Source organism: Micromonospora sp. C51 (assembly GCF_018070435.1).
In the GTDB taxonomy this organism is placed as follows: Bacteria; Actinomycetota; Actinomycetes; order Mycobacteriales; family Micromonosporaceae; genus Micromonospora; species Micromonospora sediminimaris.
This window is the reverse complement of the sequence record NZ_JAGPXQ010000009.1, coordinates 70,710-82,775: the sequence shown is the minus strand read 5'-3', so window position 1 is coordinate 82,775 and position 12,066 is coordinate 70,710. Positions and strand designations below refer to the sequence as shown.

Sequence of the window (12,066 nt, the reverse complement as noted above, 5' to 3'; positions counted from 1 at the left end):
CGGCCTCAGCGGAGCTTGTCGAGGACCTTCTCGTAGCGGGGGCGGTCGGCGGGCGGGGTCGGCGCCTCAAGGTAGTTGAGCACCACGGTGCCGTTGCGGTAGGCGGCTCCGCTCCACCGCTCGGCCAGGTCACCGGCGCTGCTCTCGTCCGGGAAGACGTAGACGGCCACGTTGTCGGTCACGACCAGCTCCGAGCAGCCCAACCCCAACCCGTCCGGTCCACAGTCGATAGACCGGTCCCGGACGTTCGCCGCCTTGAGCCCGGCCGCCCGGAACGCGGCCACGACCTCCCGGCCGGTCGGCTCGCCGGCCTGGCGCGGTGGTAGCTCCACCGGCGGCGGGCTCGGCGGCCGCCGCTCGGTGGTGCCGTCGGCCTTCGGCCCGGTGGTCGCCGGTCGGGACGACGGCGGCGGCGCGGCACTGCCCGGGGCGGTCGGGCTCGCCGTACCGGTCGACGGAGTTGCGGCGTCCGGGCCGGCCGGTGGCGTCGGATCCGCCGATGGGTTGCCGACTGTCGGTGCGGCGGCGGGCGGTGCGTCCTGATCGGCACCGCATCCGGCGAGGGCGACGGTGACCATGAGCAGAACGACGGTTGGCAGCATCCGGTGACTCACCCCCGCAGTCTGTCCAACCGGGACCGCCACCGGCAGTGGCCGGTCGGTCAGCCACGCTGTCGGCAATCCGGCATCAGGAAACGCCGGAGTCACGGCTTCCGCACCGCACCTGGATGACAACCCCGGCCGGTGCCATCCGCACGTGTGGCGGCGGATACGGGCGTACGATCCGGTGCCGTGACCAGCAGTGCCGCCCGCGAGTACCGGCCACCGGCCGAGGCCCTCTCGCTGACCACCGACTACGGCCTCGTCGACGGCTTCGTGGCGGTCTGCCACGGGGTGATCGCCCGGCTCGCGCCGGCGCTGCGGGTCATCGACGTGACCCACCTGGTGCCGCCGGGTGACATCCGGCGGGGCGCGGCGGTGCTGGCCCAGACCGTGCCGCATCTGCCGCCCGGGGTGCACGTGGCGGTGGTCGACCCCGGGGTCGGTACGAACCGCCGGGGTGTCGCGCTGGGCACCCCGGGTGGCCTGCTGGTGGGACCCGACAACGGCCTGCTGCTGGACGCCGCCGAGGCGCTCGGCGGGGTGATCGAGGCGGTGGAGCTGACCAATCCGCGCTGGCTGGCGCCTCGGGTGTCGGCCACCTTCCACGGGCGGGACGTCTTCGCCCCGGTCGCGGCCCGCCTGGCTCTCGGCGCCCCGCTGGCCGAGGCCGGCCCGCCGGTCGAGCCGGCGACGCTGGTGCGGCTACCCGAACCGCTGGTCCGCCGACTGCCGGACGGGTTCGTGGCCGAGGTGGTGACGGTGGACCATTTCGGCAACGTCCAGTTGGCCGCCCCGGCCGAGCTGCTGGACCCGCTGCCGGCGCGGGTGCGGGTAGGTCCGGCGACCGGCGAGCCGACGCACGGCCCGGCCGCCGAGGACGGCCCGACGGGTGTTGGCAGGTGGGACCGGGACGTGGTGCACGGACGTACGTTCGGCGACGCCCCGGTTGGCGCCCTGGTGGCGCACGCCGACTCCGCCGGTCGGGTCGCGCTCTCAGTCAACGGTGGACACGCCGCCGAACTGCTCGCGGTGGCCCCGGGTACGCTGCTGCGGGTCCGGGGTTACCGCGTCGTGGGGGACGCTTCCGGACAACACGGATGAAGCGTCTACTGTGGAAAGCTGTCAAGGTGGATGATCGCTGGGTTCCCGCCGCTTGTCCCTGCTGCGCGTACCGGACCGGCGGCGGCACCTGCCCGGTCTGTTTCTGGACAGACGACGGTCAGGGCGACGCCGACGCGGACGTCGTACGCGGCGGGGCGAACGGGGACTTGAGCCTGTCGCACGCCCGCCTCAACTTCGCCGTCTACGGTGCCTGCCACCCCCGGTACCAGGAGCTGGTGCGCACGCCGAGACCGGAGGAGCTGCCCTGAACCGGCCGGCACGGGCAGCCCAGCGCACCCGCTGACGCGGCGAGCCGGGCCGGCCTGGGGAGGACGCCGACCCGGCTCTGGGTGCCGGTCTCAGCAGAGCGGCACCGACCCACCCCAGACCGTCGAGATGTACGCATGGCTGACGAACTGACCGCTGGCCAGGCGGTTCCACCGGCTTGTCGTCCGGTACGGACCGGCGATCGTCTGCCCGATGACGTAACACTGGATCGGCACGTTGGCGTGCTGGGCAGCCAGGCCCCGGGACTGGTAGCTGGTGCTGGGGCCGGACCGCACGGTCAGCGGGCCGTCGCCGACCACCCCTCGCGGACCGGTGCCGGTCCACAGGTACGCCACGTCGACCCAGGCGTTCGTGGACAGCTGCAACCCGTCCCAGAACGTCCCGTCGGCGAGGTCGATGCCGGCCGGGTTGAGCACCACCCGACCGAACTGGTCCCGCCCGCCGTTGTAGCCGTTCTGGTAGGCGGCCTGCGCCTGTGGCCTCCCCTGCGGCAGCGCCTTCCAGTTCTCCCGCACGGCGCTGAGGTTCCAGTAGTCGTCGCGGGTGTTCCACGGCCCGACGTCCCAGACCGGGGCGTACTCGCAGCGGCTGCCGGTGATGGTGCAGACCCGCACGGTGTAGTCGCCGGTGTTGCGCGGAGACAGCCCCCGGCGGGAGGGCAACGCGACGAAATGGTCCCGGGCGCGGACCGTGTGCCCGTTGGCGGTCAACTCGCCGACCAGTCCGATCCGGGTCGCGTACACCCGGTAGGTCAGGCCGGGGGTGGCGGCGGTGACCGCGGCGACGGTGTCGGCGGTGAGCCGGACGGCGCGGACCTCGGTGCTGGCGCCGGAGGGACTGCCGGTCAGCACCACCCGGGCCTGTACCCGCCGGACCGGCCGGTCGAAGACGGCAGCCGGCGCGGCGTCGCGCCACTCGGTCCAGCCTGCCGTCCGCCAACCGCGGACCTGGACGACCGCGGTGGCACCGGGCCGGCTGGCGGCGGTGACCTGGGCGCGGATCCGGGTGGCCGGGCGACTGAGGGTACGCGGTGCGGCCACCAGCATGCCCTCGGCCACCGCGCTGCGCCGGGCCGGCACCCCGGGTGGCCGGGCGTCGGCCAGTCGCAGCCCAGCACGGGTGTGTCGCACGTTGACGTCGTCGGCATCGACGATCGACAGGTCTGCGGCCCACCGGTCGGCGCGACCGGCCGAGGAGGCGGAGTGGGGATGGAGGGTGACGGCGAGGACGGTGGCCAGGACGACGGCCAGGACGGAACTGCGGGGATGATTCATCGGCATTCTCCTCAGAACTCCCCGATAGTGCCTATATCCGTAGATCGAACAGAAGCGCCATACAAATAGCGATACATGTGAATTGCGCTCGGGTGAGGGAGAATGGAGCCGTGCCCGAAGGTGACACCGTCTGGAACACCGCCCGCGTCCTGGAACGCGCGCTGGGCGGTGCCCGGCTGACCGGCAGCGATTTCCGGGTGCCCTCGCTCGCCACCACCGACCTCACCGGCTGGTCGGTACGCGACAGCGCGAGCCGGGGCAAACATCTGCTGCTCCGGCTGGACGCCCCCGCCGACACCGGTGAATCGCGCTGGACGCTGCACTCGCATCTGCGGATGGACGGCACCTGGCGGGCGTACGCCCCCGGGGAGCGGTGGACCGCCCGACCGGCGCACCTGATCCGGGTGGTGCTACGCACCCCGGTCGCGACCGCCGTCGGTTACCACCTGCACGAGGTGGCGCTGGTGCCCACCGCCGACGAGGAGCGCCTTGTCGGTCACCTGGGCCCCGACCTGCTCGGCGGTGACTGGGATCCGGCCGAGGCCGTCCGTCGGCTCGCCGCCCACCCGGACACCCCGGTCGGCGTGGCCCTGCTCGACCAGCGCATCCTGGCCGGCGTCGGCAACCTCTACAAGTGCGAGGTGCTGTTCCTCCGCGGCGTGCACCCCCGCACCCCCGTGCGGGAGGTGCCCGACCTCACCGGCCTGGTGACGCTGGCGCAGAAGTTGCTGGCCGCGAACCGGGGCCGCTGGACGCAGAGCACCACCGGCGCGCTGGGGCGTGGCCGGACCAGCTACGTGTACGGGCGACGGGCGCAGCCGTGCCGGCGCTGCGGCACCGCCATCCGCAAGGAGGAACTGGGCGACCGGGTCACCTACTGGTGCCCCACCTGCCAGCCCGGCGACCCGGCCTGAGCCCGCATCTTCCACCCCGGCGGACGGGGCACTGCCGTGCATCTTCCACGCGACGGTCTGGGCAGGTCGGAGCCGGTGGACGGCCAGCCACGCGACCGGCGCGGAGTGGCGGCGGCGACACGCCGGCAGCTCGGCAGATTGGCACGAAAGGGGACTTCCTAACCGGCCACCGCGCGTCGCATGCTGCGGTTGAGGGCTCACGGAATGTCAGCACGCGCGTCCGCGCCGCCACGTCGGGGTGGTGACCGCCGCGCCCCGATCACCGGGAGAGCCATGGCCGTGTTCCGCAGACTCCGGTCGACCTGGCTGGACCGCGCCGCCCGCACCGACCAGCCGGGCGAACCGGGCACCGTCCCCAGCACCCGAACCGCCCCGGACACGGAGAACGGCACACACACCCGTCCTGACACCGACGGAACCAGTCCCGGCGGCACCTCCCCGGGCGCACCGACGCGGACACCGGCGACGCCCGAGCCGACGCAGCCGGCACCGTCCAGGCCGCCACGCCCGGGGCCGGCGAGTCTGGACCCGGCGGCCGTACCCCGCTGCTTCGGTCCGGTGCCCAATCACGCCTCCAGTCCGCTGCCCATCCACGAGGAGGACGGGCAGGTGGTGGCCGGCACCGGGTTGCGTAAGTTCATCGACCCGCTGCCCGGCCTGGGCGAGTTGGGGCGTACTCCGCTCGGCGCCCACCTGCCGGTCGCCGTGCCCGACACGATCACCTATCCCGGTTGCGACTACTACGAGATCGGGTTGCAGGAGTACACCCAGCGGCTGCACCGGGACCTGCCGGCGACCCGGCTGCGCGGCTACCGCCAGCTCAACCTGGGCACCAACCCGGACGGGCACAACACGGTCACCCCGCCCCGACGACCCTGGCATCTCGGTCCGGTCGTGCTCGCCCGACGCGGCCGGCCGGTACGCGTCAAGTTCATCAACCAGCTGCCGACCGGCGACCTCTTCCTGCCGGTCGACCCGACGGTGCCCGGCGCCGGCCCGGGACCCCTCGACGGGCCGGCGCCCTACCCGCAGAACCGGGCGGTGCTGCATCTCTGCGGGGCGCTCACCGGCTGGATCAGCGCCGGCAGCCCGTGGCAGTGGATCACCCCAGCGGGCGAGATCACCCCCTATCCCACCGGTGCCGCCCTGACCCACGTGCCGGACATGACCCACCCGGGGCAGGGTGCCACCACCCTCTACTACCCGAACGACCAGAGTGGGCGGCTGCTCTGGTTCCATGACAACACCGTCGGGCTGTCCCGGCTGACCGTCTACTCCGGCCAGTTGGCGCTCTACCTGCTCACCGACGATGCGCAGGAGCGGTTGATCGACGACGGGACGCTGCCGGCCGAGCAGTTGCCCCTGGTCTTCGAGGACAAGACGTTCGTGCCGGACGACGCCCAGCTCGCCGCGCAGGACCCGACCTGGAACCGGGACCGGTGGGGTGCCCGGGGCTCCCTGTGGCACCCGCACGTCTACCAGTCCCGCCAGAACCCGTACCGTCGCGACGGCATCAACCCGACCGGCCGGTGGGACTACGGGCCCTGGTCGCGTACCGCCGCCGCGGATCCCGACGCCTCCGCCGCCGCGGTGCCCAACCCCCACCACGATCCGGTCACCGACCCGGACGAGCCGCCGGAAGCGCCCGCTGTGCCGCACCCCAGCGCCGTGCCCGCCGCGTACGGCGACACGGTCCTGGTCAACGGCGCCGCGTACCCCTATCTGGAGGTGCAGCCGAAGGTCCACCGGTGGCGCATCCTCAACGCCTGCACCGACCGCTGGCTCAACCTTCAGCTGTACCGGGCCGCCTCGGACGTGCCGATGTGGACGCCGGAGGGCACCTTGGCCGACCCCGACGCCGGCGAGGTGCCGATGGTCGACGCGGTACGGGCCCCCGGCCGGCCGACGGACTGGCCCACCGACGGGCGGCCCGGCGGCGTGCCGGACCCGACGGCGGCCGGCCCGCAGATGATCCGGATCGGCAACGAGTGCGGCCTGCTGCCGGCACCCGTGGTGGTGCCGAACCGCCCGATCGGCTTCCGCTACGACCGACGCGACCCGACCGTGCTCAACGTCGACGGCCACGCGTTGCTGCTCGCCCCCGGCGAGCGGGCCGACGTGCTGGTGGATCTCGCCACCGTCGACCCCGGCACCACCCTGATCCTCTACAACGACTGTCCCGCTCCGCTGCCCTGCTTCGACCCCCGATACGACCACCACACCGGTGGCCCCGACCGCACCGCCGAGGGCGGCGCACCGCCGACCGTGCCCGGGTACGGGCCGAACACCCGCACCCTGATGCAGCTACGGGTGACGGGCACCCCGGCCACGCCGTACGACCTCGACCGACTGCGGGACCGCCTGTCCGCCACGTACGCGGCCAGCCAGCGGCCCCCGGTCGTGCCGCAGCCGGCCTACGATCCCTGCTTCGGCACCAGCAGCGCCCCGACCCGGATCCCGGTGCACGTCACCACCGTCGAGTTCACCCCGCCCGGCGGCGCACCGGTCAGCCTGCCGCTGAACCTCAAGTCCGTCCGACAGGTCTTCGAGCCCGAGTACGGGCGGCTCACCGGCCGGCTCGGGGTGGCACACCCACACGGCGGACCGCGCGGCGAGGCCACCCTGCCGCTCGGTCCCACCGAACCGGCGACCGAGGTGGTGCACGCCAGCGACCCGGCCCTGTCGGTCGGCACACCGGGCGACGGCAGCCAGCTCTGGCGGGTACGCGGCTCCGGGCGGCAGAGCCATCCGGTGCGGTTCGACGGCCTGGACGTTCAGGTGGTCGGCCGGGTCGGTCGGGACGGCACGATCCGGCCGCCGCACCCCGGCGAACTCGGCTGGAAGCAGGTGGTACGCGTCGACCCCGGTGAGGACGTGTTGCTCGCGCTGCGTCCCGAGGCACCGGCCCTACCATTCAAGATCGGCGACAGCGTACGGCTGCTCGACCCGACCCGGCCGGCCGGTACCCGGCTCGACTCCACTCCGATCAGCCCCGTCGACGGGCGACCCGCCGCGGTGGTCAACCAACTCGTCAACCTGGGCTGGGAGTACCGCTGGGGCAGTGCGGCGGCAGGTCACCGGGACCAGGGCATGAGCCGGCCGCTGGTGGTCCGGGTCTCGCCTCGGGCACCCACCGGGCTCACCGCTGCACCGGCCCCCGGCTCGGCGACCGCGCTGCCAGCGATCACCCTCGCCTGGACCGGCAACGGCAGCCGGCCACCGGCCACCAGCCACCTGTTGCAACGGGCCACCGACGCGACCTTCACGAACGGGTTGACCACCATCACCGTCGCGGCCACCGCGACCCGCTACACGGACGCCACCGTCACTCCCGGCGTCACCTACCACTACCGCATCCGCGCCGAGAACGCGGCGAGCTGCTCCACCTGGTCGAACAGCGTCCCCGCATCGGTGCAGCTCACCGCGCCGGCCAAGCTGACAGCGACAATTCCCCCCGCCGCACCGCTGCGGGTCGCGCTGCGCTGGGCCAACCACTCGTTCGCCACCGGCATCGACGTGCAGCGGGCGACGAACCCGACATTCACCAGCGGGCCGGGCACCACCGCGATCAGCGTCGGGGACAACCACCTGGACCCGGCGGTCGCGCCCGACACCACCTACTACTACCGGGTACGCACCACCTACCTGGGCGCCGCCTCACCCTGGTCCACCGTGGCGACGGTGACCACCCCACCCACGCCCGGCACACCGACCTCGGTCAGCGTGGCCACCACCGCCCCCGGCCCGGACACCGCCACCGTGGTCCTGGGCTGGTCCGCCAGCACGCCCCCCGGCCAGGGCGCCGGCTTCACCGTGGAGCGGGCCCTGGATCCGGCGTTCACCCGGGAACTGGCCACGTTCACGGTCACCGGCCGCGGCTTCACCAACACCGGCCTGGCCCGGGGGGTCACCTACCACTACCGGGTGCGCTCGTTCAACGTCGTCGGCGCCTCCCCGTACACCGGCCCCATCCCGATCACCACCCCGGCCTGACCGGCGGGCTCGCCAGAACAGCCGGTTGCTGTTGACCAAGAGGTTCGGGTCGTAGACGTGGCCGGACCCTGACGAAAACCTCTTGATCAACCTAACGGGGCGGGGCGGGAGACCGTGCGTAGCTCCGACAGGGCTGAGGCGAAGCCGTGGAGGAGGTCCGTCGCTTCGGTGAGGCGGGCGGCGGCGGGGTGTTCGGTCTCGGGGCGGTACTCCTCGGCCAGGTAGCCGGCGGCGGCGACCACCAGGCGCTCGTACGCCGCCACGCCCGTCTCCAACTGCCCGGTGAGCGCCTGGTGCGCCTCGGCCAGCGGCGGCTTGGCGTCGGCGGGGGCGAGGCGCACCGCGCGTTCCACGCTGGCGACCCGGTTGGCCAGCTCGCGTAGCGACTGCTCGGCGGCGGAGGCTTCGGCGACGGCCGGTTCGGCGAGGCCGGTCAGCCGGCCCGCCATGGCGGCCATGGTCGCGGCGGCCCGGTCCAGGCGCTCCCACGGCTGGGCGGCGGCGGTGCCGCGCAGCGCGGTGCGGGAGCGGACCCGACGCACCTCGGCCAGCACGCCGGCACCGGCGGGGAGACGTTCCACGGCGGCCACCAGGCGGGCCCGGTTGCGGGCGGCCACCTGGGCCGGGTCCAACGGTGGCGGGGCGGGTTGGGCGGCGAGGGCGCGCAGGTCCACCCAGCGCCACGCGGCCAGGGCGGTGGCCGCGCCCGCGGCGGCGGCCCAGGCCGCGTCGGCGAGACCGAGCCCGGCGTACGGGGTCAGCACCGCTGTCGCGCCGCCGAGCCCGCCGGCCAGGACGCTCCACCGGCGGGCGGAGCCACGCAGTCTGCTCAGCCGGCGGAAATACCGGGTGCGCTCGTCCGCTGCCACCGTCGCCTCCTCGATCTCCGTCAGCCGGCGATTTCCACTCAGCCGGCGGCCGTGGTGTCGCCGGTGCCACGCTCACGGCTCATGCTGGCGCGGATCTCGTCGAGCCGGGCCACCCCGGGGTCGGCCGTGGCCGGCTGGTCGGTGACGGCATCCCGGTCCGCGCCCGCGCCGAGCTGGTCGCCGGCCATGCTGGCGCGGATCTGGTCCAGCCGGGCGGAACCGGCCGTGTCCAGCGTCGCCTTCTGGATCTCCAACATCCGGCCCTCGGTCGAGTTGCCGGCCAGTTCGGCGCGGCCCATGGCGTTGGCGTAACGGCGTTCGATGCGGTCGCGTACCTCGTCGAGGGTGGGGGTGCTGCCCGGAGCGGTGAGCGCCGACATGGACTCCAGCGAGGCGGCGACGCTCTCCTGCATCTTGGCCTGCTCCAGCTGGCTGAGCAGCTTGGCGCGCTCGGCGAGCTTCTGCTGGAGGATCATGGAATTGTTCTCCACCGCCCGGCGGGCCTGCCCGGCCGCGGCCAGCGCCTGGTCGTGCAGGGTCTTCAGGTCCTCCGCGGACTGTTCGGCGTTGACCAGCTGGGTGGCCAGGGTCTGCGCGGACTGCTCGTACCGCCCGGCCTCGACCTCGTCACCCTTGGCCCGGGCCTGGTCGGCCAGGACCAGCGCCTGGCGGGCATTGGCCTGCAACCGCTCGACGTCGGACATCTGCCGGGACAGCTTCATCTCCAACTGCCGCTGGTTGCCGATCACGGCGGCGGCCTGCTGGACGAGCGCCTGATGCTGCCGGTGCGCCTCGTCGATCGCCTGCTGGAGCTGCACCTTCGGGTCGGCGTGCTCGTCGATGCGGGCGCCGAAGAGCGCCATCAGGTACTTCCACCCCTTGACGAACGGGTTCGCCATCTCCGCGGTATCCCCTCAATCACGTCGCTGCGCCTGCCCCACCCCCGGGGAACCGGCTCGGCTACCGGCGATGGTGGCTCCATCGTCCCAGCCGGGCGCCAACACGGCATCCGTACCGGCGAGAGGGGACGTCCGCGATCAACCCTACGCGGCGGGCGCTACCGCGACCATCGGCCGCGAGGCTCAGGCGGCGCAGACCACGTCCCGGTCGCTGCGGTCGGCGGGCCGGACCCGGGCACTGCGCAGCGTGGCCTTGAGCGGGGAGTCCTGCCGCACCGAGACGGCCACGTTGCCGTCCGAGGTGACCTGGCGTACGCCCCGACCGGTCGCCTTGTGCACCGACCCGGCGGCGACCGGCGTCGACTCGGCCGGCTCGTCCTGCACCGGCACCAGCACGCCCGGCATCTGTTCGGCGAGCGCGACCGTGTCGCTGACCTCCCGCAGCAGCTCGGAAAGGCGGGCACCCAGCGCGTCGCAGATCGCCGCGAGCAGCTCGCTGGAGGGCTCCTTCTGGCCGCGTTCGATCTCCGACAGGTAGCCCAGGCTGACGTTGGCTGCGGACGAGACCTCGCGCAGCGTGCGGTGCTGCCCCTGCCGGCGCGCCCGTAGTGCGTCACCGATCACCCGGCGTAGCAGGACCATCGCACCTCCCCTGAGGGACACAATTCGCCCGGCCAACCGGTCTTACGAGAGCACCGGCTGTCGGAGCCTTCCCGCAACCGTACCCGCTGTGCGCCGCCGCGACATCCCGCCCCGCCCGGTCGTCCCACGGTCGCCGCCGACCGCTCAGTCGATCGGCGCTGGCGCGGCTGTCCGGCACGCAGGGACGACGTCACCTGGAGTGCCATCGATCCGCGTCGCCGAAGATCAGCAATGTCGAAGAGCCGCACCCTCGAAGAGCGGCGGCAGCGGGGTCAGGTCGGAGCCTGGATGTGGTCGGCCAGCAGGCGCAGCGCCTCGGTCACGGCCGCACCCCGCACCTGGTCGCGACCACCGGCGAGGTTCAGCTGCCGCACCTCGGTGCCGTCCGGGCCGGCGACCGCGACGAAGACCAGGCCGACCGGTTTGCCGTCCTGCGGTTCCGGTCCGGCCACGCCGGTGGTGGCCAGACCCCAGTCAGCACCACAGCGTCGCCGCCCACCCTCGGCGAGCGCCTTCGCCACGTCAGCATCGACCGGGCCACGCTCCGCCAACAGCTGCGCCGGTACGTCGGCCAGCCGTTGCTTCAACTCGGTGGCGTAGACCACCAGCCCACCCCGGTAGACGGCGCTCGCCCCGGCGATCTCCACGACCGTGGCGGCCAGCAGGCCCCCGGTCAGCGACTCGACAGTGGCGAACGTCTCCCGCCGATCGGCGAGGCGGTGCACCACGCCCGCCGCCGCGGCGCCCATCGACCCCTCGCCCTCGCGTACACCCATGATCTGCATCCTGCCCGGCCGCGAGGCGGTCTACGCGTCGCAACGCCGGTGAACCGTTCTCACCCCTGGGTGCGCCGCAGCCGGGTGGCCTGGGCAATGTAGTCCAGCCCGGTGACCAGGGTGACCGCGACCGCCGCACCCATGATCCACGGCCCGATCGAGGCCAGGGCGGCCGGCATCGGCCACAGGTACCAGGTGATGGCCAGCACCTGGAGCGCAGTCTTGATCTTTCCGCCCCGGCTCGCGGCGATCACGCCACGCCGGATCACCCAGAACCTCAGGGCGGTGATCCCCAGCTCCCGCGCCAGGATCACCACCGTCACCCACCAGGGCAACCGGTCGTACCAGGACAACAGCAGCAGGGCGGCGCCGGTGAGTGCCTTGTCGGCGATCGGGTCGGCCACCTTTCCCACGGCGGTGACCAGCGCGAACCTCCGGGCGATCCACCCGTCCACGAGATCCGTCACCGAGGCCACCGCGAAGATCACGCAGGCGATGACCTGCCATCCGGCGTGCGTCATCCCCGACACGACCACCGAGGCGGCGAAGACCGGGACGAGCGCCAGCCGCAGCGCGGTCAGGGCGTTGGCGGCGTTCACCACGGGGACCCGGGCCACCACCGGCACCGGAGGCGACTCCGTCGCCCCGGTCATCGCATCGCCCCGCTCGGCTGGCGCACCCGGCACCGCACCTCGTGCCTCCTCCGCC

General features: G+C 73.5%; 11 protein-coding genes. 4 read left to right on the top strand and 7 right to left on the bottom strand.

Translation table 11 applies throughout. The annotated features are described in order from the left end of the window. Nucleotides 1-5 precede the first annotated feature (5 nt). On the bottom strand, nucleotides 6-614 hold the full coding sequence (locus KBX50_RS12980) for a hypothetical protein (RefSeq protein ID WP_210937279.1): 609 nt from the start codon (nucleotides 612-614) through the stop codon (nucleotides 6-8). Nucleotides 615-791: 177 nt separating this feature from the next. Here KBX50_RS12980 and KBX50_RS12975 point away from each other — a divergent pair, with 177 nt between their 5' ends. Beyond that, nucleotides 792-1,703, top strand: coding sequence for an S-adenosyl-l-methionine hydroxide adenosyltransferase family protein (locus KBX50_RS12975; protein ID WP_210937278.1), 912 nt, complete (start codon nucleotides 792-794; stop codon nucleotides 1,701-1,703). Nucleotides 1,704-1,729: 26 nt separating this feature from the next. Then, complete coding sequence (locus KBX50_RS12970; protein WP_210937277.1) at nucleotides 1,730-1,972, top strand: CPCC family cysteine-rich protein; 243 nt, start codon at nucleotides 1,730-1,732, stop codon at nucleotides 1,970-1,972. 90 nt (nucleotides 1,973-2,062) lie between these two features. On the opposite strand, the gene KBX50_RS12965 is transcribed toward KBX50_RS12970, so the two are convergent. Beyond that, the gene (locus KBX50_RS12965) at nucleotides 2,063-3,265 is read right to left on the bottom strand and encodes a hypothetical protein (RefSeq protein ID WP_210937276.1); all 1,203 of its coding nucleotides are present in this window, start codon (nucleotides 3,263-3,265) and stop codon (nucleotides 2,063-2,065) included. 110 nt (nucleotides 3,266-3,375) lie between these two features. Here KBX50_RS12965 and KBX50_RS12960 point away from each other — a divergent pair, with 110 nt between their 5' ends. Both KBX50_RS12960 and KBX50_RS12955 read left to right on the top strand, forming a co-directional pair. Next, nucleotides 3,376-4,179 (top strand): Fpg/Nei family DNA glycosylase, encoded by an 804-nt coding sequence (locus KBX50_RS12960; protein WP_210937275.1) that lies wholly within the window; start codon nucleotides 3,376-3,378, stop codon nucleotides 4,177-4,179. Nucleotides 4,180-4,452: 273 nt separating this feature from the next. After that, nucleotides 4,453-8,172 (top strand): hypothetical protein, encoded by a 3,720-nt coding sequence (locus KBX50_RS12955; RefSeq protein ID WP_210937274.1) that lies wholly within the window; start codon nucleotides 4,453-4,455, stop codon nucleotides 8,170-8,172. Nucleotides 8,173-8,258: 86 nt separating this feature from the next. Here the strand turns inward: KBX50_RS12955 and KBX50_RS12950 are convergent, their stop codons facing one another. The 5 genes from KBX50_RS12950 to pgsA form a co-directional block, all read right to left on the bottom strand. Further along, a complete protein-coding gene (locus KBX50_RS12950; protein ID WP_210937273.1) occupies nucleotides 8,259-9,041 on the bottom strand; it encodes a hypothetical protein in 783 nt (260 codons plus the stop codon). Nucleotides 9,042-9,079: 38 nt separating this feature from the next. Next, nucleotides 9,080-9,940, bottom strand: a complete 861-nt coding sequence (locus KBX50_RS12945) for a PspA/IM30 family protein (protein WP_210937272.1) — start codon at nucleotides 9,938-9,940, stop codon at nucleotides 9,080-9,082. A 183-nt stretch (nucleotides 9,941-10,123) separates the two neighbouring features. Further along, complete coding sequence (locus tag KBX50_RS12940; protein ID WP_210937271.1) at nucleotides 10,124-10,582, bottom strand: helix-turn-helix domain-containing protein; 459 nt, start codon at nucleotides 10,580-10,582, stop codon at nucleotides 10,124-10,126. Nucleotides 10,583-10,854: 272 nt separating this feature from the next. Then, on the bottom strand, nucleotides 10,855-11,358 hold the full coding sequence (locus tag KBX50_RS12935) for a CinA family protein (RefSeq protein ID WP_210937270.1): 504 nt from the start codon (nucleotides 11,356-11,358) through the stop codon (nucleotides 10,855-10,857). 59 nt (nucleotides 11,359-11,417) lie between these two features. Next, nucleotides 11,418-12,011: a CDP-diacylglycerol--glycerol-3-phosphate 3-phosphatidyltransferase gene (pgsA, locus tag KBX50_RS12930; RefSeq protein ID WP_210937269.1), complete on the bottom strand. Its 594-nt coding sequence runs from the start codon at nucleotides 12,009-12,011 to the stop codon at nucleotides 11,418-11,420. Nucleotides 12,012-12,066: the final 55 nt, after the last annotated feature.